The sequence below is a fragment of the Kribbella sindirgiensis genome (assembly GCF_004331435.1).
GTDB lineage: Bacteria > Actinomycetota > Actinomycetes > Propionibacteriales > Kribbellaceae > Kribbella > Kribbella sindirgiensis.
In genome coordinates this window covers 334,184-359,169 of sequence record NZ_SJKA01000003.1, presented here as the reverse complement: position 1 = coordinate 359,169, position 24,986 = coordinate 334,184, and the positions used below count along the sequence as shown (strand labels likewise).

Here is a 24,986-nt window from a genome sequence, read left to right as displayed (position 1 = left end):
CTAACCCCCTGGGTTGGGATTGCAAAATACGCAACGCTCATTGCGCATTCTGACTCGTCGGTTGTAGCATCGCGCCCGAAGCCGCGTCAACGCACCCCATCCCATCACCCCGCCGCCAAGGAGTGCCGATGCCCGAACCGCTCTTTGAGACGGCCGCGATCTGTCTGGGTGAGGCGATGATCATGCTGGCGGGCGGGCCGGGACCGCTCGAAGACGTGGAGACGTTCCGGCGGTCGGTCGGCGGGGCGGAGTGCAATGTGGCCGGTGGGCTGGCGGCTCTCGGCGTACCGACGGGGTGGATCTCGCGGCTCGGCGACGACGGTTTCGGTCGGCACGTACTGCGGGATCTGCAAGCGCGTGGTGTCGAGGTCGGGGGCGTGGAGCTGGACCAGACGAGGCCGACGGCGCTTTACGTGAAGGAGTCTGCGGACGGACGCTCCCGGATGCACTACTACCGGACCGGTTCGGCGGCTGCCGCTATGGCGCCTGACTTCCTGGACCGGCCAGAGGTTCGAGACAGGCTGAAACAGGCCAAGCTCGTGCACACCACTGGAATCACGGCGGCGATCTCGACGACCAGTGCGGACATGCTGGAGCGGCTGGCGACCGAGCCGCGGGAGTTCTTGCTCAGCGTGGACCTGAACTGGCGGCCGGCGCTGTGGAGGGACCGGGACCCTGCGCCGTTGTGGCGGTTGCTGAAGGCAGCTGACATCGTGCTGATCGGTGCGGACGAGGCAGAGGTCTTTGCGGGCACAGGCGATCCGGACGAGCTGTACGAGCGACTGGGAACGCCTGTCCTGGTTGTGAAGGACGACGCGCACCAGGCGATGGTGCTGGAGCCAGGTGGCCGCACTGAGGTCCCCGCGTTGTCCGTAGAGGTTGTGGAGACGGTAGGCGCCGGGGACGCGTTCGCGGCCGGTTTTCTGGCGGGGACGTTGCAGGGGTTGCCGATGGTGCAGCGGCTGCGGTTGGGGCATCTGAATGCCACTGCGGTGCTCACTGCGCCTGAGGACCACGCGCCGCCGCCGGCTCCGGCTGAGCGGGAGCGGCTGCTCAACGCCACCGACGAGGAGTGGGCGGCGACCAAGGTATGAGCCAGAGCCTCGGCAGAGCACTGCAGATCCTCAAGAGCCTCGGTGAGGGCGAGCGGTCGCTGGACCAGCTCGCGACCGAGCTGGGCGTGCACAAGACGACAGTGCTCCGTCTGCTGCGCACCATGGAGGCAGAGCGGTTCGTACGGCGCGACGCGCAGCACCGGTACCGCCTGGGCTCGCAGCTGTTCGCGCTCGCGGACGTCGCGCGCGAGCAACACGTAGTACGGCAGGTTGCCGCACCGCATCTGCGGGAGCTGAACCAGAAGACCGGCCAGACGGTTCACCTGGCCGCCTGGGAGAACGGTGAGGTCATCTACGTCGACAAGCTCGACAGCGTGCGCTCGGTGCGCATGTACTCGCAGGTCGGCGTACCCGCGGCGCTGCACTGCACTGCGGTCGGCAAGGTGCTGCTGGCTGCGCAGCCGAAGCGGCAGCGGGAGGCGGTGCTGGCGACGCTGGACTACAAGGTGTACACGCCGAACACCATCACTGACGCGGACCGGTTGCGGGACGAGCTCCAGGTGACCAAAGAGCGCGGCTGGGCGCAGGACAAGGCGGAGCACGAGTCCTTCATCAACTGCATCGGTGCGCCGCTGAGTGACAGCACCGGGCGCGTTGTCGGGGCCGTGTCGTTGTCCGTGCCCGACGTACTGCTGAACTATGACCAGGTGCTCGAGCTGCTGCCCGAGTTGCTCGCCACCGCCGAAGCGATCAGTGCCGATTACAACTGAGAGGTGTCAGACCTGATGTCCGACAAGACCGCAGTCTCCACCACCGACGCGCCGCCGCCGATGCCGGTGTTCTCGCAGGGCGTCCGCAAGGGCAACATCCTGCAGGTGTCCGGCCAGGGCTCGGTCGACCCGGCCAGCGGCGACTTCGTGTTCACCGGTGACGTGAAGGGCCAGACCACCAGGGTGCTGCAGAACATCGAGGCGATCCTGAAGGCCGGCGGCGCGAGTATCGACGACGTGGTGATGCTGCGCGTCTACCTCACCCAGCGCGAGGACTTCGCCGCGATGAACGAGGCGTACGCCGAGTTCGTGTCGACGCGGACGCCGAGCGGTGTGCTGCCGTCGCGGACCACCGTCTTCACCGGCCTGCCGCTGCCGGACATGCTCGTCGAGATCGACGCATTGGCAGTCCTCAGCTAGTTCCGCGGCACCCGGATCAGCGGCTCGTCGTTGACGGTCTGCTGGTCCGGGCCGCGGTCCCACCAGAGCTCCTGGTGGGTGGTGAGGTACGGGTACCAGCCGTTGACACCGGTGCCGTGGTGCAGTGAATCCACCACGTCCGAGAGGTACGACGTGAGGTCCGGCCAGCTGGCGGTGAAGTCGCCCGTCCCGTCGTGAGCCGCCATACCCAGTCGTCCGTGTGTAGGACCGGGGCGCAGGTCGATGATCTGAAGATCGCCGTCACCGTCGGCCCACGGGATCCAGGCCGGATGCCAGTACGGCTCCGATTCCGGCTGATGTGCCACGAAGCCGTCGAAGTCCCCGGCGAGGTCCATCCGCAACTGCCAGTTCTCGGCGATCTGAGCTGCGCTCGACGGCAACGCCTCCGGCAGGAGGTTCGCCCAGGCCGTCACGCCGTTGTGGCAGCGCAGCGACTCGATCAGCTCGGGTGGAAGTTCTAGGTCGATCCGCAGGTCCGCGTCGGTGGCGGGCGGTGCGAGGACGGCGTACGTCGCCGGGGCGTGCTGGGCGAGCCAGACGTCGAGCCGGCTCCAGGTGGCGGTGATGCTCACCGGCTGGACACTACCTCGACGGGTTTCCCGTATCGCGGGATATGGTTTCACCATGCAGGAAGCGCGTGGGTCGGTGCAGTCGATCGATCGCGCTGTGGCGATCCTCCGCTGCTTCGATGCACGGACGCCCGATCTCGGGATCAGCGACCTGGCGCGAGCGACCGGCCTGTCCACGAGCACCGTGCACCGGCTGCTGCTGGCCATGCAGGAGAACGGGCTCGTCCGGCAGACCGCCCACCGGCGGTACGCGATCGGCCCGCTGGTCGTGCAGTTGGCGCACAGCGGCGGGATCCCGGCCGGCCTGCGTGACGCTGCCCTGCCGGTGCTGCGTGCACTCCGCGATGACACAGGGGAGACCGCGGCCGTGCACGAGTTGCTCCCGTCGGGGCAGCGCGTCGTCCTCGACCAGGTCGAGAGCCATCACCAGCTGCGGCGTACCTACACGGAGTTCGGCCTGCCGGTCGCGCTGCCGCTCGGTGCGCCGGGGAAGGCGTTGCTGGCGTTCCTGCCGTTCGAGCGGCAGCAGGAGGTTCTGAAGGGCCCGCTCGAACAGGTGCAGCCGGCAACCATCACGGACCCGGAGGTGCTCGCGGAGCAGTTCGCGGCGATCCGGCGGCGCGGGTACGCGATGTCGCGGACCGAACGGACGCCAGGGATCTGCAGCGTCGCGGCGCCGGTGTTCGGCTACTCCGGTGACGTCGCCGGTTGTCTGAGTGTCTCCGGCCCCGAGATGCGGATGCCGGTCGAGCGGATGGAGGAGTTCGGGATGAGGGTCGCCGAAGGTGCCTGGTCGGTGTCGGAGTTGCTGGGGGCCACCCCGGTCGCCCGGGACCGCAGTACGGCGCTGGCCGGCGGCCGGTGATGCGGAGCCTCTGGAAGATCGCACCAGCTGTCTACCTGCCCGCACTGCTCTACGGAATCGGGCAAGGCGCGATTGCGCCCGTAGTAGCCCTGTCCGCCACTCACTTGGGTGCCTCGGTTGCCGTGGCCGGTCTGGTCGTCGGTGCCGCCGGACTGGGCCAGGTGATCGGCGACATCCCAGCGGGCGCACTCACGAACCGCATCGGCGAGCGCAGTGCGATGCTGGCCGCCACCGTCCTCGTAGCGCTCGCACTGGCAGCCTGTCTGGTGGTTCCGACTGTTTGGGGCCTGGCGATCGCCATCGGCTGCACCGGACTGGCCGGTGCGGTCTGGGGCCTCGCGCGACAGGCCTACCTGAGTGAGGCCGTGCCGATCGAGCTACGGGCCCGGGCGCTGTCCACGCTGGGCGGCGTACAGCGCATCGGCTCGTTCATCGGCCCGTTCCTCGGTGCGGGCGCGATGAAGTTCCTCGGGACCGACGGTGCGTACTGGGTGCACCTGGTGGCCGCCGTACTCGCGTGTGCGGTCCTGGTGAGCCTGCCCGACGTCGCCAACCGGCGCGGGAGAGGACCGATCGCGGCCCAGTCGACCTGGGGTGTCATCCGCGACCACTTCCCGGTACTGCGGACTCTCGGTGTCGGAGCGTTGCTCGTCGGGGCCGTGCGGGCCTCGCGTCAGGTGGTGATTCCGCTGTGGGCGCTGCACATCGGGCTGGACCCGCAGACGACCAGCATCATCTTCGGACTGTCCGGTGCGGTGGACATGTTGCTGTTCTATCCGGCCGGTTCGGTGATGGACCGGCTCGGTCGCAAGTGGGTCGCCGTACCGTCGATGATCGTGCTGGGACTGGCGCATCTGCTGCTCCCGCTGACGCACACCACGGCCACGCTGACCGCGGTCGCGTTGCTGATGGGGATCGGGAACGGGCTGGGTGCCGGCGTGATCATGACGCTGGGTGCGGACGCGTCGCCGCCGGTGGGGCGGGCTCAGTTCCTTGGGGCGTTCAGGTTGTTCGCGGATACTGGGAACGGTGCGGGGCCGCTGTTGCTCGCGGGTGCGACTGCGCTGCTGGGGCTCGGGCCGGCGATCGTGATCATGGCGGGGACCGGGTGGGCCGCAGCCACGGCGATGCACCGCTGGATCCCACCACATCCGAAGCCGATTTGATTAAGCGGGTATACGCAAGGCACACTGTGTACTGCCGAAGACCGCTGGTTGCTGCCCTAGGTAGCTGAAGGTCCCACTCAGGTGGGCGGCCCGCGCAGGTGACTTGGAGAGTGACAGCAGTATGTTCACGCCCTTGCGCCTGCGCAGGGGCGATTTTCTTTTCCAGGGGTCCGCGGCATGGAAGCCGAAAGAAGGAGACCCCCATGGCGAGGCCGGACAAGGCAGCCGCTGTCGCGGAGCTGACGGACGAGTTCCGTAGCTCCAACGGCGCCGTGCTGACCGAGTACCGCGGTCTCACCGTCGCGCAACTCAAGCAGCTTCGAGTTTCGCTCGGTGACGACGTGAACTACGCCGTGGTGAAGAACACGCTGACCAAGATCGCAGCCAAGGACGCGGGTGTCGAGTCGTTCGACTCGCTGCTCGAGGGTCCGTCGGCCATCGCCTTCATCAAGGGCGATGCGGTGGTTGCGGCCAAGGGCCTGCGTGACTTCGCCAAGGCGAATCCCCTTCTCGTCATCAAGGGCGGCGTGCTCGACGGCAAGCCGCTCAGCTCTGACGAGATCAGCAAGCTCGCTGACCTGGAGTCGCGTGAGGTCCTCCTCGCGAAGCTCGCAGGTGCGATGAAGGCGGCCCCGCAGCAAGCGGTGTCGCTGTTCGCTGCTCCGCTGTCGCAGGCCGCGCGCCTGTTCGCGGCGCTGCAGGACAAGTTGCCGGCCGAGGCTGCCCCTGTGCAGGACGCAGTGGCAGACGTCCAGGACACCGTCCAGGACACGGTCGAGGCACCTGCCGAGGCGAGCGCCGAGGAGACCGCCGCAGCGGACAGCTGAGGCATCTCACCGCAACACCCCATCAGTGATCACCAAGCACCATTGTTAGGAAGGACCGCCACCATGGCGAAGCTCAGCACCGAAGAGCTCCTCGGCCAGTTCAAGGAACTGACCCTGCTGGAGCTGTCGGAGTTCGTTAAGGCGTTCGAGGAGGAGTTCGGCGTCACCGCCGCCGCCCCGGTCGCCGTTGCCGCTGCTCCGGGCGCCCCGGCTGCCGCTGCCGAAGAGGCCGCGGAGCAGGACGAGTTCGACGTCGTCCTCGAGTCGGCCGGCGACAAGAAGATCCAGGTCATCAAGGAGGTGCGCGGTCTCACGAGCCTCGGCCTGAAGGAGGCCAAGGACCTCGTGGAGTCGGCCCCGAAGCCGATCCTGGAGAAGGTCGACAAGGCTGCCGCGGAGAAGGCCAAGGAGGCCCTCGAGGGCGCCGGCGCCACCGTCACCCTGAAGTGACCTCAGTTACGTTCCGTCAAGGAGCGTAACGAATGTGTTGAGAAGGGCGGTCCCCGCTTGGGGGCCGCCCTTCTGCTATTACGTGATGGTTAGGATCGCAACCGCTTGACTTCTAGGGGTTACGCAAAACCGTACTCGTGCGTAACCTAGGCCACTGCCCTGTCGTTGGGCAGCAGCAGACATTCCCGTGAGGAGGACCGGTGGGCGTCGAAGTCCGCGTCGAAGGTCTCACCAAGTCCTTCGGCAGCCAGCTGATCTGGGGCGACGTCTCGCTGACGCTGCCCGCCGGTGAGATCTGCGTGATGCTCGGCCCGTCCGGTACCGGTAAGTCCGTGTTCCTGAAGACGCTGATCGGTCTGCTCAAGCCCGACAGGGGCCACGTGTACATCGAGGGCACCGACATCGCCACCTGCAGCGAGCGCGAGCTCTACGAGGTACGGCGGTTGTTCGGCGTGCTGTTCCAGGACGGCGCGATGTTCGGCTCGATGAACCTGTACGACAACGTCGCGTTCCCGCTCCGCGAGCACACCAAGAAGTCCGAGTCCGACATCCGCTCCATCGTGATGGAGAAGATGGAGATGGTCGGCCTGGTGGGTGCGGAGAAGAAGCTGCCCGGCGAGATCTCCGGCGGGATGCGCAAGCGCGCCGGCCTGGCCCGCGCGCTCGTGCTGGACCCGCAGATCCTGCTCGTCGACGAGCCCGACTCCGGCCTCGACCCGGTCCGTACGTCGTTCCTGAACCAGGTGATGATCGACCTGAACGAGGCGTTCAGCCCGACGTTCCTGATCGTCACCCACGACGTGAACACCGCGCGCACCGTGCCGGACAACATCGGCATGCTCTACCACCGGCACCTGGCCATGTTCGGGCCGCGGGAGATGCTGCTGTCCAGCGAGGAGCCGGTGGTCCGCCAGTTCCTGAACGCGCAGATGGTCGGCCCGATCGGCATGTCCGAGGAGAAGGACGCCGACGAGCTCGCCGCCGAGGCCGGCCAGGAACTGCCGCCGCTGCCGCCGATCCCGATCCAGCAGCTGCCCAGCAGCGGCATGCTCCGGCCGACCCAGCGGGAGCCGGGCGCCTGGTGCCGCGAACACGGTGTCACTCCACCCCCAGGCTCGTTCGCCACAGCGACGGTGGGGGCCAGGTGACCGTTTCTGCCACCGCCCCGCTGAAGCAGGCAGGTTCGCTGTTCGCCTTCGCTCTCGACACCGGCCGGGCCACGTTCCGCCGGCCGTTCCAGGTCAAGGAGTTCCTCCAGCAGGCCTGGTTCGTCGCGAGCGTGACGATCATCCCGACCGCGCTGGTCGCGATCCCGTTCGGCGCGGTGATCGCGCTCCAGGTCGGCGGCCTGATCAAGCAGTTCGGCGCGCAGGCGTTCACCGGGTCCGCCGCGGTGCTGGCCGTCGTACGGGAGGCCTCGCCGATCGCGACCGCGCTGCTGATCGCCGGCGCCGGCGGCTCGGCGATCTGCGCGGACCTCGGCTCGCGGAAGATCCGCGAAGAGCTCGACGCGATGATGGTGCTCGGTATCGACCCGATCCAGCGCCTCGTCGTACCGCGCGTGCTGGCGACCATGCTGGTCGCGTTCTTCCTGAACGGGTTCGTCAGCGTGGTCGGCGTGATGGGCGGGTACGTCTTCAACGTCGTCCTCCAGGACGGCACACCCGGTAGCTACATCGCGAGCTTCACCGCGCTCGCGCACCTGCCCGATCTCTGGCAGGGGCAGGCGAAGGCGCTGGTCTTCGGGGCGATCGCCGCGATCGTCGCGTCGTACAAGGGTGTGAACGCGGGCGGCGGCCCGAAAGGCGTCGGCGACGCGGTGAACCAGTCGGTCGTCATCACGTTCATGCTGCTGTTCGTCGCGAACTTCTCGATGACCGCTATCTACTTCCAGCTCGTTCCGCCGAAGGGGGCCTGACGTGTCGGCCCTCGTGGACGTGCTGGTCAAGAAGCCGCTCAACTCGCTCGACCACCTCGGTGAGCAGCTCGCCTTCTACCTCAAGGCGCTCGCCTGGTCCGGCAAGTCCGTCACCCGGTACCGCAAGGAGATCCTCCGCCTGCTGGCCGAGGTCACGCTCGGCAGCGGCGCGCTCGCGGTGATCGGCGGCACCGTCGGCGTGATCACGTTCCTCGCGTTCTTCACCGGCACCGAGGTCGGCCTGCAGGGCTACTCGGCGCTGAACCAGATCGGTACGTCGGCGTTCGCCGGCTTCGTGTCGGCCTACATCAACACCCGCGAGATCGGCCCGCTGATCGCCGGGATCGCGCTCGCCGCGACCGTCGGCTGCGGTTTCACCGCACAGCTCGGCGCGATGCGGATCAGCGAGGAGATCGACGCCCTCGAGGTGATGGCGATCCCGTCGCTGCCGTTCCTGGTCACCACCCGGATCATCGCCGGCCTGATCGCCGTGATCCCGCTGTACGTCGTCGGTCTGCTCTCGTCGTACTTCGCGACCAGACTCACCGTCACCACGTTCTACGGGCAGAGTACGGGCACGTACGACCATTACTTCCACCTGTTCCTGCCACCCGGAGACGTGCTCTGGTCGTTCGGCAAGGTGCTGGTGTTCTCGGTCCTGGTGATCCTGGTGCACTGCTACCACGGCTACCACGCGAGTGGCGGCCCGGCCGGTGTGGGCGTCGCCGTCGGTCGCGCCGTCCGGACGTCGATTGTCGTCATCAACGTCGTCGACCTGCTGCTGTCGATGGCGATCTGGGGTACGACGACCACTGTGAGGTTGGCCGGATGAGCCGATTGATCTCGCACAAGGTGCTGGGCGTCGCGTTCATCGGCGTCCTGGTGTTCCTGCTCTGGCTGACGTACGCGTTCTACGCCAAGGTCTTCACCGACACCGTGAACGTCGAGCTCAAGACCAGCCACATCGGCCTGCAGCTCAACGAGCACGCGGACGTGAAGCTGCGCGGCATCATCGTCGGCGAGGTCCGCGGGGTCTCCACGGACGGCGACGAGGCGACCGTCGACCTGGCGCTCAAGCCGGAGCAGGTGAACGAGATCTCCGCCGCGGTCAGCGCCCGGATCCTGCCGAAGACGCTGTTCGGCGAGAAGTACGTCGCCCTGGTGCCGCCGAGCGGTCCCGAAGGCGCGCACATCAAGGCCGGCGACGTGATCAGCCGGGACAAGACCGCGGTCGGCATCGAGATCGAGAAGGTGCTGAACGACGCGCTGCCGCTGCTCCAGGCCGTCGACCCTGCCGACCTGAACGCCACGCTGAACACGCTCGCGACCGCGCTCGAGGGCCGCGGCGCCGAGATTGCCGGCACCCTGACCCAGCTCGACGGGTACCTGAAGAAGCTGAACCCGCACATCCCGAAGCTGATGGACGCGCTCGCCAAGCTGACCACGGTCTCGGACATCTACGGCGACGCGACGCCGGACCTGGTTCGCGCGCTGCGGAACCTGACGATCACCGGCAACACGGTCGTCGAGAAGCAGAAGCAGCTGCAGCAGTTCTTCGTCGACGTGCAGAACCTGTCCACGACCGGGGACACGTTCCTGAAGGCCAACGAGGACCGGGTGATCCGGCTCGGCCAGGTCACCCGTCCCGTCCTCGACCTGCTGGAGCGGTACTCACCCGAGGTGCCGTGCTTCCTCCAGGTGATGACCGACACCGCCCCGATCCTGAACGACACGTTCCGCGACGGCCGGCTGAACATCAACCTCGAGCTGATCACCAACCAGCCGACGCCGTACGAGCCGAACGAGCTGCCGGTCTACAAGGACCACCGCGGGCCGACCTGTGTCGGCAAGAACTACAGCCACCCAGGCTCGAAGCCGGGTCCGTACACCCAGGAGAACCCGGCGCCGTACATCACCGGTGAGGACGGCGTGATCGGCGACCACAACAAGAACCAGCGCTTCCCGCTCGACCTGAAGCTGAACCGCGCGATGCCCGGCTTCGCGATGGACACCCAGGGCGTCGGATCGCCGGCCGAGCAGAAGGTGATCGACTCGGTCGTCGGCCCCGAGATGGGCGTCGCCGCAAACGACGTACCCGATCTGACCACCCTGATGGTCGGGCCCCTCCTCCGCGGAGGGCAGGTGAATCTAAGGTGACCTTCTTCGACAAGAAGACCACGTTCGACACCGTCCGGCTCGGGATCTTCGTGGTGATCACGACCGTCGCGACCGCGCTGCTGGCGGTGACGATCGGGAACATCAGCTTCAACCCGACCACGAAGTACCGCGCGGTCTTCACCGACGCGGTCGGGCTGAACCAGGGCGACGACGTCCGGATCGCCGGTGTGAAGGTCGGGCAGGTCGACAAGATCGCCCTGTACCAGAACACGCTGGCGATGGTGACGTTCAGCGTCGACTCCGATCAGGTGATCGACACCTCGACGCATGCGACGCTGCGCTACCGCAACCTGGTCGGCAACCGGTACGTCGCGCTCACCGACGGCCTCGGCGGCGGTGACCGGCTGAAGAAGAACGGCGTCATCCCGAAGGAACGGACGACGCCGGCGCTCGACCTCTCGGTGCTGTTCAACGGCTTCAAGCCGCTGTTCACCGCGCTCACCCCCGCGGACGTGAACCAGTTCGCGTTCGAGGTGATCAAGGTGCTGCAGGGCGAGGGCGGCACGATCGAGTCGCTGCTGGCCAAGACGGCGTCGCTGACCACCACGCTGGCCGACGCCGACCAGGTGATCGGCGACCTGATCACGAACCTGACCTCGACACTGCAGATCGTCTCCCAGCGGCAGGCGAACTTCTCCCAGTTGCTGGTCAACCTGCAGCAGTTCATCACCGGCCTGAGCCAGGACATCACCCCGATCCTCGGCTCGCTGACGTCGATCAACTCGCTGAACACCAAGACCGCCGGCCTGCTGCAGCAGACCCGGGTGCCGATCAAGGCCGACCTGGACAAGCTCCGCGCGGTCGCGACCACGCTCGACGACACGCAGGCGATCTGGGTGAAGACCCTGCAGTTCATGCCGGAGAAGCTGAACACGATGACCCGGACGGCGTCGTACGGCTCCTGGTTCAACTTCTACCTGTGCAACTTCGACGGCAACGTCACGCTGCCCACCGGCACCCGCATCCCGGTCTCGTACCAGCTCAACTCGGCGAGGTGCGCGAAGTGAAACCTTTCCGCGAGCAGAACCAGGTCACCATCGGCGTGATCGGCCTGACGGTGATCGGGCTGATCATGCTGGCCGCGTTCAAGGCGCAGGACCTGCCGCTGATCGGCGGCGGGACGAAGTACTCCGCGCAGTTCTCCGAGGCCGGCGGCCTGAAGCCGAACGACGAGATCCGGGTGGCCGGCGTCCGCGTCGGCAAGGTCCGCACGGTCGAGCTCGAGGGCACCCACGTCCGGGTCGACTTCGTGGTCGACAAGGGCGTGAAGCTCGGCGACGAGACCGGCGCCGAGATGAAGATCAAGACCCTGCTCGGCCAGAAGTACCTGAAGCTCAACCCGGCCGGTGCCGGCGAGCTCAAGCCGGGCTCCGAGATCCCGCTGGCGCGGACGATCTCGGCGTACGACGTGGTTGACGCCTTCACCGATCTGGCCAACACCACCGAGCGGATCAACACCGCCCAGCTGGCGAAGGCCCTGGATACGTTGTCGGCGACGTTCAAGAACACGCCCGAAGAGGTGCAGGCCTCGCTGACCGGCCTGTCCCGGCTGTCCCGGAACGTGGCCGCCCGCGACCAGCAGCTCAAGCTGCTGCTGCAGCACTCGAACGTGGTCACCAAGGTGCTTGCCGACCGCAACCAGCAGCTGGTCAAGCTGATGAAGGACGGCAACAAGGTCTTCCAGGCCGTGCAGGCCCGGCGGGCGCTGATCCACCAGCTGCTGGTGTCGACGCAGAAGCTGTCCGCGCAGATCACCGCGCTGGTCCGGGAGAACCGCAAGGATCTCGGACCGACGCTGCAGAAGGTGAACGCGGTGCTCGCCGTCCTGCTGCAGAACCAGAACTCCCTGGACGCGAGCATCAAGGGTCTGGCGCCGTTCGTTCGGGTCTTCACGAACACGCTCGGCACCGGGCCGTGGTTCGACACCTACCTGCAGAACCTGGTGCCGGTCCCGGAGATCCCGTTGCCGAAGGTCCCGATCCCCGGCCTGCCGGCGATCCTGGGAGGTGGCGGCTGATGAAGATCAACGCCTTGTCCCGGCTGATCGCCGTCGGGGTTGTCGTGGTGATCCTCGCGGTCAGCGCCGTGACGCTGTGGCCGACGCCCGAGCGGGTGACGGCGACGGCGTACTTCCCGCGCGCGGTCTCGGTGTACCCGGGATCGGACGTCCGGATCCTCGGCATCAAGGTCGGCGAGGTGGAGAGCGTCACACCGGCCGGCCGCAGCGTCCGGGTGAAGTTCTGGTGGGAGGCCAAGCACAAGGTGCCGGCCACCGCGAAGGCGGTGATCGCCTCGCCGTCGATCGTCGCGGACCGGTACGTGCAGCTCACCCCGGCGTACTCCAAGGGCGCCGTGATGGCCGACGGCGCGCAGATCCCGCTCGATCGGACCGCCGTACCGCTGGAGCTCGACCAGATCTACCAGAGCCTCAACGACCTGTCGGTGGCGCTCGGGCCGAAGGGCGCCAACGACCAGGGCGCGCTGGCCCGGCTGCTCGACGTCTCGGCGAAGAACCTGAACGGCCAGGGCGCGAAGCTGAACCAGACCATCACCGACGTCTCGAAGCTGACCAGCACGCTGTCGGGCAACTCGTCGGCGCTGTTCAACACGATCCGGCAGTTGCAGACGTTCGTGTCCGCGCTCGCCGCGAACGACCAGCTGGTCCGCCAGTTCAACACGAACTTCGCCGCGGTCTCGACCACGCTGGCCGGTGAGCGCAAGGACCTGGGCGCGTCACTGTCGCTGCTCGCCACCGCGCTCGGTGAGGTCGCGACGTTCGTCAAGGAGAACCGGACGCTGGTGAAGAACACGGTCACCGGCGCCACCAAGCTGTCGCAGATCCTGGTGAACGAGAAGGCCGCGCTGGCCGAGGTCCTCGACACCGCGCCGCTCGGCCTCGGGAACCTGGCCCGGATCTACAACCCGCAGTACGGCACGCTGGACCAGCGGATCAACCCGGGGCAGCTCGACGACCCGGCGACCTTCGTCTGCTCGCTGCTGCTGCAGGCGAACCAGCCGATGTCGACCTGCTCCACGCTGAAGCCCGTCCTGGACGCCCTCGCCAAGCTGCCGCTGATCGAGCAGCTGACGGGCACCGCACCGGTCAGCGGCGGTCCGGCCGGTACGCCGTGGGCGCCGGCGCCGAAGGCCCCGCTGAACAGCCCCGACCCCGTCGACCCGACGCTCGGGGGGTTGGTCAAGTGAAGCGCCGTACGTCGATCGTCGCTGGAGTCGCCGCGCTCGCGATGCTGCTGAGCGGCTGTGACTTCTCCGTGTACTCGCTGCCGTTGCCGGGTGGCGCGAAGATCAAGGGACCGTCGTACACGGTCACCGTCGAGTTCGCGGACGTCCTGGACCTGGTACCGAAGTCGTCGGTGAAGGTCGACGACGTCACCGTGGGCACGGTCGAGAAGGTCTGGCTGGACGGGTACGTCGCCAAGGTGCGGATCAAGCTTCCGAAGAGCCTCGCGCTGCCGGACAACACGCACGCCACGATCCGCCAGACCAGCCTGCTGGGCGAGAAGTTCGTGTCGCTGGCGAGCCCGACCGGGACCGAGAAGCCGCGCGGGAAGCTCGACAACGGCGAGGTGATCCCGCTGTCCCGGACCACCAGCAACGTCGAGGTCGAGGAAGTCCTGTCCGCGCTCTCGCTGCTGCTGAACGGCGGCGGCGTGGCCCAGCTGCAGATCATCACGCAGGAGCTGAACAAGGCACTGACCGGCAACGAGCCGGCCATCCGCAGCGTGCTCACCCAGCTGAACACGTTCGTCGGCACCCTGGACCAGAACAAGGCGCGGATCGTCACCGCGATCAAGTCGGTGGACGCGCTCGCCAAGAAGCTGAACGCGCAGAAGGCGACGCTGGCGACCGCGATCGACTCGCTGCCGACGTCGATCGCGACCCTGGACAAGCAGCGCGCCGCGCTGGTCAAGACGCTGCAGGCGCTGGCCACGCTCGGCAACACCGCGACCCGGGTGATCACGTCGGCGCAGAAGGACCTGGTCGCCAACCTGAAGTCGCTGTACCCGATCCTGACCAAGCTCGCCGAGGCGGGGGAGAACCTGCCGAAGTCGCTGGAGCTGCTGTTCACCTATCCGTTCCCCGACAACGCCGCCAAGGCCGCGAAGGGCGACTACACCAACCTCGGGATCACCCTCGACGTGAACACCAAGAAGGCGCTCGACACCCTGCTCGGGATCCAGCTGCCGACGGTCGGCCCGACCGCGATCCCGACCAACCGGATCAGCCTGCCGGTGCACCTGCCGACCAGCGCTGCTCCCGGCAGCGTGCGGCCGTCGCTGCCGGTCCCGACCGGGACCACGACGACCTGCATCACGGTGCTCGGGCTGCCGGTCTGCTCGCCGACACTGAACCGGGCCGGGTTCGATCCCGACCTGGCCAAGGCGCTGATGCCGGGGGTGGTCGGATGATCACGAAAGCGGTCCGGATCCAGCTGATGGTGTTCCTGCTGATCACCGTCGTCGGCGTCGCCTTCGTCGGCGCGCGGTACGCCCAGATCGACAAGCTGATCGTCGACGACGACTACACGGTGAGCGCCAGCTTCTCCGAGTCCGGCGGCATCTTCAGCGGCGCCGAGGTGACCTACCGCGGCCAGCCGGTCGGCAGGGTCGGCGAGCTCAAGCTGCTCTCCGACGGTGTCCAGGTGAACCTCGACATCGACAAGAAGGTGAAGATCCCGAACGACCTGCTCGCGGTGGTCGCGAACCGGTCCGCGATCGGCGAGCAGTACGTCGACCTGCAGCCGCGCCGCGACGGGGCGCCGTACCTGCAGGACAACTCGAAGATCGACCGCAAGGACACCGCGATCCCGATCGACACCACCGAACTGCTGCTGAACCTCGACCAGCTGGTGAACTCGGTCGACAAGGAGAGCCTGCGGACCACGGTGCGCGAGCTCGGGGCGGCGCTGAAGGGCAAGGGCACCGACCTGCAGAAGATCATCGACAGCTCCGGCAAGCTGATCGACGACGCGGACGCGAACGTGCTGCAGACCATCAAGCTGATCAACGACGGCGACACCGTGCTCGCCACCCAGGTCGCCAGCGGCGACGCGATCAAGACCTGGGCGAAGAACCTGGCGCTGCTGTCCGACACCCTGGTCAGCTCCGACGCCAACCTGCGCAAGGTGATCGACCAAGGCTCGCTCGCGTCCACCCAGATCACCGGCCTGATCCAGGACAACAGCGCGTCGGTCGCGGTGCTGCTCGGTAACCTCCTGACGGTGAGCGAACTGACCGCGGTCCGGCTGGACGCCGTCGAGCAGCTGTTCGTGGTGTATCCGGCAGTGTCGATGGGCGGGTACGTCGTACCGGCCAAGGACCCCGGTACGGGGCATTACGACGCGCACTTCGGGCTGGTCGTCGGGCTCCAGCCGCCGGCCTGCCGGCCCGGGTACGGCGGGACCGACAAGCGGGTCCCGCAGGACGTGAAGGACACCCCGGCGAACACCAAGGCCGGTTGTACGGCGAAACCGTCGAGCGGGATCAACGTCCGCGGCTCGCAGAACAAGCCGTCGCCCTCGTCGCGGGAGGACCTGAACCGGTCCGGCTACGGCCTCGGGTACGACCCGGTGACGGGAGCCGCGGGCGGATCCGATGGGATGCCCGGGATGACGCTGGGCTCCACCGGCGGACAGCAGGACCTGCTCGGCAGCGATTCCTGGAAGGCACTCATCCTGGGACCGGTGACCGGCCAGTGATCGCACGCAACGGCCGGCTGCTGCTGGCCTGGGCTCTCAGTGTGCTGCTCGTGGTGGCAATGGCGGCCCTCACGCTGTCGGTGGTCGCCCTGAGCAAGCAGCGGGCTGACGACTCGCAGCGCGACGGCGCGATGAAGGCGGCGCGGCAGTTGGCGCTGGACTTCACGACGTACGACTACCAGACCTGGGACGCCGACTCGAAGCGGGTCATCGACGACTCCACCGGGCAGTTCAAGCAGGAGTTCCAGCAGGGGATCGACGCGGTGAAGACCGACGTGGTGACGAACAAGGCGACCTCCAAGGGCGACGTCAAGGAAGCCGCCGTGGTCTCCAACGACAAGGACTCCGCGCAGGTGCTGGTGATCGTGAACGCGGTGGTGACGAACACGGCCTCGGCCGAGGGCGTCCAGCGCCGGTACCGGATCAAGCTGGACATGGTCCGCGAGAAGGACCGTTGGCTGACCGCCGACCTCCAGGTGGTGGGCTGATGCCGACGCCCCGCAACCGCCCCCGCATCGCAGGCCAGCGCCGCACCGCGAAACCGGACCAGCCTGCCGCCCCGACCCCGGCCGAGCCCACCCCGGACGTCGTAGAAGAGGTCGAGGAGCCCCGTCCACAGGGTGTGACCCCGACCACAGAAGAGGTTTCGGAGCCCGTTACCGAGGAGTCACTTGCTCCCGAAATCTCTACGGAGAGTGAGCAGAAACGCGGCCTCGGGACGGCGCTGACGGCCGCACTCGGCATCGTCGTGATCCTTACCCTGACCGTCGCCGCGGTGCTCGGCATCAAGGCCTGGCACGGGAAGCAGGCCGAGGACGCCCGCAACCAGGCCGCCGCCGCGGGCCGGAAGGCGGCCGAGACGGCGCTCAGCTACGACTACCGTGACCTGGGCAAAAGCTTCGCCGCCGCGCGGGCGACGATGACTCCGGACTTCGCCGCGAAGTTCGACGAGACCGCGAAGGTGGCCGGCGAGCTGGCTACCAAGACCAAGGCCACGGTGAAGGCCGACGTCCGCGAGGTCGGGGTCCGCGACGGCGACGCCGACCGGGTCACGCTGATCATCTTCGTCAACCAGACGACCACCAGCACGATCACGAAGGGTAGTCCCCGGGTGGACCTGAACCGGACCCGGTTCACGATGGTCCGAAACGGTGACCGATGGCTGGTCCAGGAGATCGCCGGACTGTAATCTTTTCCTAACTCCGCGACCTTTGGGGCGCCGGGTGTCTCGTGGGTGATCTGCCCGCTGGAGACTCCGGGTCGGTCCTTGACGGAGAGGGTGGTCCGAGGCAAACTATTGGACCCCATTGGACAGGCTTGCCTGGATCATGTAGCCTATTGCTTTGCGCTGCCTTTTCTCTCGCCCTCGCTCGAGTTCCCAACTTGACTGGGGCGGCTTGGCGTGCGCTCCCAGCACCGATGTGATTTTGCGAGCCCGTGGAAGGACGCCCCTTGGTCGCCTCGCGCAACCCCCAGTCCGACAGCATTTCCAACGTCACCGGCCCCCGCCGCATCTCCTTCGCAAAGATCTCCGAGCCTCTCCAGGTTCCGGATCTGCTTGCGCTGCAGGTGGACAGTTTCGACTGGCTGGTCGGTAACGAAACGTGGCAGGCCCGGGTGGCCGCCGCTGAGGCCGAGGGGCGGTCGGACCTGTCCGGCCCCAGCGGCCTGGAAGAGATCTTCGAGGAGATCTCCCCGATCGAGGACTTCAGCGGCACCATGTCACTGTCGTTCCGCGACCACCGCTTCGAGCCGCCGAAGAACACGGTGGACGAGTGCAAGGAGCGGGACGTCACGTACTCCGCTCCGCTGTTCGTCACCGCCGAGTTCATGAACAACGAGACCGGCGAGATCAAGAGCCAGACCGTCTTCATGGGTGACTTCCCGCTGATGACGCGCAAGGGCACCTTCGTGATCAACGGCACCGAGCGCGTCGTCGTGTCGCAGCTCGTCCGTTCGCCCGGTGTGTACTTCGAGCGCACGCCGGACAAGACGTCCGACAAGGACATCTTCACCGCCAAGATCATCCCGTCGCGCGGCGCGTGGCTGGAGTTCGAGGTGGACAAGCGGGACATGGTCGGCGTCCGCCTCGACCGCAAGCGCAAGCAGAACGTCACCGTGCTGCTGAAGGCGCTCGGCTGGACCGACGCGCAGATCCTCGAGGAGTTCGGGGACTACGAGTCGATCCGCCTGACCCTGGAGAAGGACCACACGTCCGGCCAGGACGACGCGCTGCTCGACATCTACCGCAAGCTGCGTCCGGGTGAGCCGCCGACCCGCGAGGCCGCGCAGGCGCTGCTGGAGAACTACTACTTCAACGGCAAGCGCTACGACCTGGCCAAGGTCGGTCGCTACAAGATCAACAAGAAGCTCGGCCGTGACGAGGCGCACGACATGGCGGTGCTGACCGTCGACGACATCGTCGCCACGATCAAGTACCTGGTCGCGCTGCACGAAGGCAAGACCGAGCTGCCCGCCCCGACCGGCGAGATCGTGGTCGAGGAAGACGACATCGACCACTTCGGCAACCGCCGGCTGCGCACGGTCGGCGAGCTGATCCAGAACCAGCTCCGCACCGGCCTGGCCCGGATGGAGCGGGTGGTCCGGGAGCGGATGACGACTCAGGACGTCGAGGCGATCACGCCGCAGACCCTGATCAACATCCGTCCGGTGGTGGCGGCGCTGAAGGAGTTCTTCGGCACCTCCCAGCTGTCGCAGTTCATGGACCAGACCAACCCGGTCGCGGGCCTGACCCACAAGCGCCGGCTGAACGCGCTCGGCCCGGGTGGTCTGAGCCGTGAGCGGGCCGGCTTCGAGGTCCGTGACGTGCACCCGTCGCACTACGGCCGGATGTGCCCGATCGAGACGCCGGAAGGCCCGAACATCGGTCTGATCGGCTCGCTCGCGTCGTACGGCCGGGTGAACGCGTTCGGCTTCGTCGAGACGCCGTACCGCAAGGTCGTCGACGGCCAGGTCACCGACCAGGTGGACTACCTGACCGCCGACGAGGAGGACCGGTTCGTCATCGCGCAGGCGAACGCCGCGCTGACCGACGACAACCGGTTCGCCGAGGAGCGGGTGCTGGTTCGCCGGCGCCACGGTGAGGTCGAGCTGGTTCCGGTCGACGACGTCGACTACATGGACGTCTCGCCGCGCCAGATGGTGTCGGTCGCGACCGCGCTGATCCCGTTCCTCGAGCACGACGACGCCAACCGCGCGCTGATGGGTTCGAACATGCAGCGCCAGGCGGTGCCGCTGATCACCTCGGACGCCCCGCTGGTCGGTACCGGCATGGAGTTCCGCGGTGCGGTCGACGCCGGCGACGTGGTCGTGTCCGACAAGGCGGGTGTGGTCAAGGAGGTCTCGGCCGACCTGATCGAGATCGCCGCCGACGACGGCACGTACCAGACCTACCGGATGGCGAAGTTCCGCCGCTCGAACCAGGGCACCTGCATCAACCAGCGCCCGCTGGTCGACGCCGGCGCGCGGGTCGAGGTCGGTACGCCGCTGGCCGACGGTCCGTGCACCGACGAGGGCGAGATGGCCCTCGGCCGCAACATGCTGGTCGCGTTCATGACGTGGGAGGGCTACAACTACGAGGACGCGATCATCCTCAGCCAGCGCGTCGTGCAGCAGGACCTGCTGACCTCGATCCACATCGAGGAGCACGAGGTCGACGCCCGCGACACCAAGCTGGGTCCGGAGGAGATCACCCGGGACATCCCGAACGTCTCCGACGAGATGCTGTCCGACCTGGACGAGCGCGGCATCATCCGGATCGGCGCCGAGGTCACCACCGGTGACATCCTGGTCGGCAAGGTCACCCCGAAGGGCGAGACCGAGCTGACCCCGGAGGAGCGGCTGCTGCGCGCGATCTTCGGTGAGAAGGCGCGCGAGGTCCGCGACACGTCGCTGAAGGTCCCGCACGGCGAGGAGGGCACCGTCATCGGCGTCCGCGTCTTCGACCGGGACAACGGCGACGAGCTGCCGCCGGGTGTCAACCAGCTGGTCCGGGTGTACGTCGCCCAGAAGCGGAAGATCTCGGTCGGCGACAAGCTGGCCGGCCGGCACGGCAACAAGGGCGTCATCTCGAAGATCCTGCCGGTCGAGGACATGCCGTTCCTCGAGGACGGCACCCACGTCGACGTGATCCTGAACCCGCTGGGCGTGCCCGGCCGGATGAACGTCGGCCAGGTCCTGGAGACCCACCTCGGCTGGATCGCCTCCCGCGGCTGGGAAGTGGATCCGGAGAACGAGGAGGAGTGGGCGCAGCGGCTGATCAAGATCGGCGCCGGTGCGGCCGAGCCGATGACGAACGTCGCCACTCCGGTGTTCGACGGCGCCACCGAGGAGGAGGTCACCGGCCTGCTCTCCTCGACGCTGCCGAACCGGGACGGCGTCCGGATGGTCAACGGGCAGGGCAAGGCGAAGCTGTTCGACGGTCGTTCGGGTGAGCCGTTCCCGGACCCGATCGGTGTCGGCTACATGTACATGCTGAAGCTGCACCACCTGGTCGACGACAAGATCCACGCGCGTTCGACCGGTCCGTACTCGATGATCACGCAGCAGCCGCTGGGCGGTAAGGCCCAGTTCGGCGGCCAGCGGTTCGGCGAGATGGAGGTGTGGGCCCTCGAGGCCTACGGTGCCGCCTTCGCGCTGCAGGAGCTGCTCACCATCAAGTCGGACGACGTGGTCGGCCGCGTCAAGGTGTACGAGGCGATCGTCAAGGGCGAGAACATCCCGGAGCCGGGTATCCCGGAGTCCTTCAAGGTTCTGGTCAAGGAAATGCAGTCCCTGTGTCTGAACGTGGAAGTGCTCTCGTCCGACGGAAGCCGGGTCGAGATGCGCGACAGCGAGGAGGACGTCTTCCGTGCAGCGGAGGAACTGGGCATCGACCTGTCCCGGCGGGAGCCGAACAGCGTCGAGGAGGTCTGAGCGGGTTGCCGCTTGAGATCAACAACCAACTCACTCAGACCATTTTTAGCAACGGGAGATAACACATCGTGCTCGACGTGAACTTCTTCGACGAGCTTCGGATCGGCCTGGCGACCGCGGATGAAATCCGCCAGTGGTCGCACGGCGAGGTCAAGAAGCCCGAGACGATCAACTACCGGACGCTCAAGCCCGAGCGTGACGGTCTGTTCTGCGAGAAGATCTTCGGTCCCACCCGGGACTGGGAGTGCTACTGCGGTAAGTACAAGCGCGTTCGCTTCAAGGGCATCATCTGCGAGCGGTGTGGCGTCGAGGTCACCCGCTCCAAGGTGCGCCGCGAGCGGATGGGCCACATCGAGCTGGCCGCGCCGGTCACCCACATCTGGTACTTCAAGGGTGTCCCGTCGCGGCTCGGCTACCTGCTCGACCTCGCCCCGAAGGACCTGGAGAAGGTCATCTACTTCGCGGCGTACATGATCACCGACGTCGACGAGGAGTCGCGGCACCGCGACCTGTCCTCGCTCGAGGGTCGCGTGGACGTGGAGCGCAAGCAGCTCGAGAACCGTCGTGACAACGACATCGAGCAGCGGATGAAGAAGCTCGAGGAGGACCTGGCGCAGCTCGAGGCCGAGGGCGCCAAGGCCGACGTACGCCGCAAGGTCAAGGAAGGCGCCGAGCGGGAGGTCAAGCAGCTGCGCGACCGCTCGCAGCGCGAGATCGACCGCCTCGACGAGGTCTGGACCCGGTTCAAGAACCTGAAGGTCCAGGACCTCGAGGGCGACGAGATCCTCTACCGCGCCATGAAGGAGCGGTTCGGCAAGTACTTCGAGGGCGCCATGGGTGCCGCCGCGATCCAGCGCCGGCTGGAGACCTTCGATCTGAAGGCCGAGGCGGACAACCTGCGCGAGACGATCAAGACCGGTAAGGGCCAGCGCAAGACCCGCGCCCTGAAGCGGCTCAAGGTCGTCACCGCGTTCCTGGCGACCAACAACAGCCCGATGGGCATGGTGCTCGACTGCGTCCCGGTGATCCCGCCGGACCTGCGGCCGATGGTCCAGCTCGACGGTGGCCGGTTCGCCACCTCCGACCTGAACGACCTGTACCGCCGGGTGATCAACCGGAACAACCGGCTCAAGCGACTGCTCGACCTGGGCGCGCCGGAGATCATCGTCAACAACGAGAAGCGGATGCTGCAGGAGGCCGTCGACGCGCTGTTCGACAACGGCCGCCGTGGTCGTCCGGTCACCGGCCCGGGCAACCGGCCGCTGAAGTCGCTGTCCGACATGCTCAAGGGCAAGCAGGGCCGCTTCCGTCAGAACCTGCTTGGTAAGCGCGTCGACTACTCCGGCCGTTCGGTCATCGTGGTCGGTCCGCAGCTGAAGCTGCACCAGTGCGGTCTGCCGAAGGCGATGGCGCTGGAGCTGTTCAAGCCGTTCGTGATGAAGCGGCTGGTCGACCTCAACCACGCGCAGAACATCAAGTCCGCCAAGCGGATGGTCGAGCGTCAGCGCGCCCAGGTCTGGGACGTGCTGGAAGAGGTCATCACCGAGCACCCGGTCCTGCTCAACCGTGCACCAACCCTGCACCGGCTGGGTATCCAGGCGTTCGAGCCGCAGCTGATCGAGGGCAAGGCGATCCAGATCCACCCGCTCGTCTGCTCCGCGTTCAACGCGGACTTCGACGGTGACCAGATGGCGGTGCACCTGCCGCTGTCGGCCGAGGCGCAGGCCGAGGCCCGGATCCTGATGCTGTCGACGAACAACATCCTGAAGCCGGCCGACGGTCGTCCCGTCACCATGCCGACCCAGGACATGATCATCGGCATCTACTTCCTGACCATGCTGAAGGAAGGCGCGCTGGGCGAGGGCCGGGCGTTCAGCTCGGTGGCCGAGGCGATGATGGCCTTCGACCGCAACGAGCTGTCGCTGCAGGCCAAGATCACCATCCGGCTCAGCGGTTCGGCCGCACCGGAGAACGCGGTGGCGCTGGCCGGCGGCGGGTTCGCGCTGGAGACCACGCTGGGCCGGGCGCTGTTCAACGAGGCGCTGCCGGCGGACTACCCGTTCGTCGACACCGAGGTGGGCAAGAAGCAGCTCGGCGGGATCGTCAACGACCTGGCCGAGCGGTACACCAAGGTCGAGGTGGCGCACGCGCTGGACGCGCTGAAGGACCTCGGTTACTACTGGTCCACGCGGTCCGGTGTGACGGTGTCGATCGACGACTTCAGCACGCCGCCGTCCAAGCCGGAGATCATGGCGCGGTACGAGTCCCAGGCCGAGAAGGTCCAGAAGCAGTTCGAGCGGGGTCTGATCACCTCGTCCGAGCGGCGTCAGGAGCTGATCGAGATCTGGACCGGTGCCAACGCCGAGGTCGGTAAGGCGATGGAGGAGAACTTCGCCAAGGACAACCCGATCTGGATGATGGTGCACTCGGGAGCCCGAGGCAACATGATGCAGATCCGGCAGATCTCCGGTATGCGTGGTCTGGTGGCCAACCCGAAGGGCGAGATCATCGCCCGGCCGATCAAGTCCAACTTCCGTGAGGGCCTGTCGGTGGTCGAGTACTTCATCGCCACCCACGGCGCCCGGAAGGGTCTGGCCGACACCGCGCTGCGGACCGCCGACTCGGGGTACCTGACCCGTCGTCTGGTGGACGTGTCGCAGGACGTGATCATCCGCGAGGAGGACTGCGGCACCGAGCGGGGCCTGCCGAAGCAGATCGGCGAGAAGGACCCGTCCGGCAAGGTCGTGCACGCCGAGAACGTGGAGACCAGCGCGTACGCGCGGACCCTGGCCACCGACGCCCTGGACGCCGACGGCAACGTCGTGCTCGCCGGCGGCGCCGACCTGGGCGACGTGTCGATCGCGAAGCTGGTCGAGGCCGGGATCGAGGAGGTCAAGGTCCGGTCGGTGCTCACCTGTGACGCCAAGACCGGTACCTGCGCCAAGTGCTACGGCCGTTCGCTGGCGACCGGCAAGCCGGTCGACATCGGCGAGGCGGTCGGCATCATCGCGGCCCAGTCCATCGGTGAGCCCGGTACGCAGCTGACGATGCGGACCTTCCACACCGGTGGTGTCGCGGGTGATGACATCACCCACGGTCTGCCGCGTGTGGTCGAGCTGTTCGAGGCGCGTCAGCCCAAGGGCAAGGCGCCGATCTCGGAGGCCGCGGGCCGGATCGCGATCGAGGACACCGACAAGACCCGGAAGCTGGTGCTCACCCCGGACGACGGCTCCGAGGAGGTCGCCTACCCGGTGTCGAAGCGTGGTCGCCTGCTGATCGAGGACGGTCAGCACGTCGAGGTCGGTCAGCAGTTGACGCAGGGTACGCCGGACCCGCAGGAGGTTCTGCGGATCCTGGGTGTCCGCAAGGCGCAGGAGCACCTGGTGGACGAGGTCCAGGAGGTGTACCGGTCGCAGGGTGTGGCCATCCACGACAAGCACATCGAGATCATCGTCCGGCAGATGCTGCGCCGGGTCACGGTGATCGAGTCCGGCGAGGCGAACCTGCTGCCGGGCGAGCTGGCGGACCGGATCATGTTCGAGGCGGAGAACCGTCGCGTCGTGGCCGAGGGCGGTACGCCGGCCTCGGGCCGTCCGGTGCTGATGGGGATCACCAAGGCCTCGCTGGCGACCGAGTCGTGGCTGTCGGCCGCCTCCTTCCAGGAGACGACCCGCGTCCTCACCGAGGCCGCGATCCACGGCAAGTCCGACTCGCTGGTCGGTCTGAAGGAGAACGTCATCATCGGAAAGCTGATCCCGGCGGGTACCGGCATGGACCGTTACCGCAACATCCGGGTGGAGCCCACCGAGGAGGCGAAGGCCGCGATGTACTCGATGGTCGGCTACGAGTCGTACGACTACGACTTCGGCCCGTCCAGCGGTCAGTCGGTCCCGCTCGACGACTTCGACCTCGGTTCGTACCAGAACTGAGCCGAGTCACCTCGCCCCATCCGGGGCAATGAAGGCACCGAGGGCGGTGCTTCCCACATCGGGAGGCACCGCCCTCGCGCTTTCCCCGAAACCTCCTGACCCTGACGCACTGGTCCCCCCAAACCGGTTCGGGGACCGCCGCTGCCCGTTTTGGGGAGGGCATC

At 67.3% G+C, this 24,986-nt stretch carries 21 protein-coding genes; 20 read left to right on the top strand and 1 reads right to left on the bottom strand.

The window, feature by feature from the left end; all coding sequences use genetic code 11:
- Positions 1–128 precede the first annotated feature (128 nt).
- The 3 genes from E0H50_RS10200 to E0H50_RS10190 are packed head-to-tail and all read left to right on the top strand — an operon-like array spanning position 129 to position 2,245.
- Entirely contained in the window at positions 129–1,094 is a 966-nt protein-coding gene (locus E0H50_RS10200; RefSeq protein WP_131286404.1) for a sugar kinase, read from the top strand.
- The gene (locus tag E0H50_RS10195; protein ID WP_131286402.1) at positions 1,091–1,825 is read left to right on the top strand and encodes an IclR family transcriptional regulator; all 735 of its coding nucleotides are present in this window, start codon (positions 1,091–1,093) and stop codon (positions 1,823–1,825) included. Before E0H50_RS10200 ends, E0H50_RS10195 begins: the two co-directional genes overlap by 4 nt.
- 15 nt (positions 1,826–1,840) lie before the next feature.
- Positions 1,841–2,245, top strand: a complete 405-nt coding sequence (locus E0H50_RS10190) for a RidA family protein (RefSeq protein ID WP_131286401.1) — start codon at positions 1,841–1,843, stop codon at positions 2,243–2,245.
- Here the strand turns inward: E0H50_RS10190 and E0H50_RS10185 are convergent.
- Positions 2,242–2,838, bottom strand: a complete 597-nt coding sequence (locus E0H50_RS10185; RefSeq protein WP_238150876.1) for an SMI1/KNR4 family protein — start codon at positions 2,836–2,838, stop codon at positions 2,242–2,244. The genes E0H50_RS10190 and E0H50_RS10185 overlap by 4 nt on opposite strands.
- A 52-nt stretch (positions 2,839–2,890) precedes the next feature.
- Between E0H50_RS10185 and E0H50_RS10180 the strand changes: the two genes are divergently transcribed.
- From E0H50_RS10180 to E0H50_RS10100, 17 genes are all read left to right on the top strand, one after another.
- On the top strand, positions 2,891–3,700 hold the full coding sequence (locus E0H50_RS10180) for an IclR family transcriptional regulator (protein WP_165547051.1): 810 nt from the start codon (positions 2,891–2,893) through the stop codon (positions 3,698–3,700).
- Positions 3,700–4,866: an MFS transporter gene (locus E0H50_RS10175; protein WP_131286395.1), complete on the top strand. Its 1,167-nt coding sequence runs from the start codon at positions 3,700–3,702 to the stop codon at positions 4,864–4,866. The genes E0H50_RS10180 and E0H50_RS10175 overlap by 1 nt, the downstream gene beginning before the upstream one ends.
- A gap of 203 nt (positions 4,867–5,069) precedes the next feature.
- On the top strand, positions 5,070–5,693 hold the full coding sequence (gene rplJ / locus E0H50_RS10170; protein ID WP_131286393.1) for a 50S ribosomal protein L10: 624 nt from the start codon (positions 5,070–5,072) through the stop codon (positions 5,691–5,693).
- A gap of 63 nt (positions 5,694–5,756) precedes the next feature.
- Positions 5,757–6,143: a 50S ribosomal protein L7/L12 gene (gene rplL, locus E0H50_RS10165; protein ID WP_131286391.1), complete on the top strand. Its 387-nt coding sequence runs from the start codon at positions 5,757–5,759 to the stop codon at positions 6,141–6,143.
- Between the two features lie 200 nt (positions 6,144–6,343).
- Complete coding sequence (locus E0H50_RS10160) at positions 6,344–7,291, top strand: ABC transporter ATP-binding protein (RefSeq protein ID WP_131286389.1); 948 nt, start codon at positions 6,344–6,346, stop codon at positions 7,289–7,291.
- Entirely contained in the window at positions 7,288–8,061 is a 774-nt protein-coding gene (locus E0H50_RS10155) for an MlaE family ABC transporter permease (protein ID WP_131286387.1), read from the top strand. The genes E0H50_RS10160 and E0H50_RS10155 overlap by 4 nt, the downstream gene beginning before the upstream one ends.
- A gap of 1 nt (position 8,062) precedes the next feature.
- Complete coding sequence (locus tag E0H50_RS10150) at positions 8,063–8,893, top strand: MlaE family ABC transporter permease (RefSeq protein ID WP_131286385.1); 831 nt, start codon at positions 8,063–8,065, stop codon at positions 8,891–8,893.
- Positions 8,890–10,218, top strand: coding sequence for an MCE family protein (locus E0H50_RS10145; protein WP_238150875.1), 1,329 nt, complete (start codon positions 8,890–8,892; stop codon positions 10,216–10,218). The genes E0H50_RS10150 and E0H50_RS10145 overlap by 4 nt, the downstream gene beginning before the upstream one ends.
- Positions 10,215–11,246 carry an MCE family protein gene (locus tag E0H50_RS10140; protein WP_131286383.1) on the top strand — a complete coding sequence of 344 codons (1,032 nt, stop codon included), beginning with the start codon at positions 10,215–10,217 and terminating at the stop codon, positions 11,244–11,246. The genes E0H50_RS10145 and E0H50_RS10140 overlap by 4 nt, the downstream gene beginning before the upstream one ends.
- Entirely contained in the window at positions 11,243–12,256 is a 1,014-nt protein-coding gene (locus E0H50_RS10135) for an MCE family protein (protein WP_131286381.1), read from the top strand. Before E0H50_RS10140 ends, E0H50_RS10135 begins: the two co-directional genes overlap by 4 nt.
- Positions 12,256–13,443, top strand: coding sequence for an MCE family protein (locus E0H50_RS10130; RefSeq protein WP_131286379.1), 1,188 nt, complete (start codon positions 12,256–12,258; stop codon positions 13,441–13,443). The genes E0H50_RS10135 and E0H50_RS10130 overlap by 1 nt, the downstream gene beginning before the upstream one ends.
- Positions 13,440–14,669 carry an MCE family protein gene (locus tag E0H50_RS10125; protein ID WP_131286377.1) on the top strand — a complete coding sequence of 410 codons (1,230 nt, stop codon included), beginning with the start codon at positions 13,440–13,442 and terminating at the stop codon, positions 14,667–14,669. Before E0H50_RS10130 ends, E0H50_RS10125 begins: the two co-directional genes overlap by 4 nt.
- Positions 14,666–15,958, top strand: a complete 1,293-nt coding sequence (locus E0H50_RS10120) for an MCE family protein (RefSeq protein WP_131286375.1) — start codon at positions 14,666–14,668, stop codon at positions 15,956–15,958. The genes E0H50_RS10125 and E0H50_RS10120 overlap by 4 nt, the downstream gene beginning before the upstream one ends.
- On the top strand, positions 15,955–16,446 hold the full coding sequence (locus tag E0H50_RS10115; RefSeq protein WP_131286373.1) for a hypothetical protein: 492 nt from the start codon (positions 15,955–15,957) through the stop codon (positions 16,444–16,446). The genes E0H50_RS10120 and E0H50_RS10115 overlap by 4 nt, the downstream gene beginning before the upstream one ends.
- Entirely contained in the window at positions 16,446–17,147 is a 702-nt protein-coding gene (locus E0H50_RS10110) for a hypothetical protein (protein WP_131286371.1), read from the top strand. The genes E0H50_RS10115 and E0H50_RS10110 overlap by 1 nt, the downstream gene beginning before the upstream one ends.
- 263 nt (positions 17,148–17,410) lie before the next feature.
- Positions 17,411–20,893 carry a DNA-directed RNA polymerase subunit beta gene (gene rpoB, locus E0H50_RS10105; protein ID WP_131286369.1) on the top strand — a complete coding sequence of 1,161 codons (3,483 nt, stop codon included), beginning with the start codon at positions 17,411–17,413 and terminating at the stop codon, positions 20,891–20,893.
- A gap of 68 nt (positions 20,894–20,961) precedes the next feature.
- Complete coding sequence (locus E0H50_RS10100; RefSeq protein ID WP_131286367.1) at positions 20,962–24,822, top strand: DNA-directed RNA polymerase subunit beta'; 3,861 nt, start codon at positions 20,962–20,964, stop codon at positions 24,820–24,822.
- Positions 24,823–24,986: the final 164 nt, after the last annotated feature.

Excerpts from the sequence above, each read along its gene's own strand:
- E0H50_RS10180 (WP_165547051.1), top strand. The coding sequence starts at position 2,891 with ATGCAGGAAGCGCGTGGGTCGGTGCAGTCGATCGATCGCGCTGTGGCG.
- E0H50_RS10200 (WP_131286404.1), top strand. The coding sequence starts at position 129 with ATGCCCGAACCGCTCTTTGAGACGGCCGCGATCTGTCTGGGTGAGGCG.
- rplJ (WP_131286393.1), top strand. The coding sequence starts at position 5,070 with ATGGCGAGGCCGGACAAGGCAGCCGCTGTCGCGGAGCTGACGGACGAG.
- E0H50_RS10130 (WP_131286379.1), top strand. The coding sequence starts at position 12,256 with ATGAAGATCAACGCCTTGTCCCGGCTGATCGCCGTCGGGGTTGTCGTG.
- E0H50_RS10110 (WP_131286371.1), top strand. The coding sequence starts at position 16,446 with ATGCCGACGCCCCGCAACCGCCCCCGCATCGCAGGCCAGCGCCGCACC.
- E0H50_RS10145 (WP_238150875.1), top strand. The coding sequence starts at position 8,890 with ATGAGCCGATTGATCTCGCACAAGGTGCTGGGCGTCGCGTTCATCGGC.
- E0H50_RS10195 (WP_131286402.1), top strand. The coding sequence starts at position 1,091 with ATGAGCCAGAGCCTCGGCAGAGCACTGCAGATCCTCAAGAGCCTCGGT.
- rplL (WP_131286391.1), top strand. The coding sequence starts at position 5,757 with ATGGCGAAGCTCAGCACCGAAGAGCTCCTCGGCCAGTTCAAGGAACTG.
- E0H50_RS10190 (WP_131286401.1), top strand. The coding sequence starts at position 1,841 with ATGTCCGACAAGACCGCAGTCTCCACCACCGACGCGCCGCCGCCGATG.
- E0H50_RS10175 (WP_131286395.1), top strand. The coding sequence starts at position 3,700 with ATGCGGAGCCTCTGGAAGATCGCACCAGCTGTCTACCTGCCCGCACTG.
- E0H50_RS10120 (WP_131286375.1), top strand. The coding sequence starts at position 14,666 with ATGATCACGAAAGCGGTCCGGATCCAGCTGATGGTGTTCCTGCTGATC.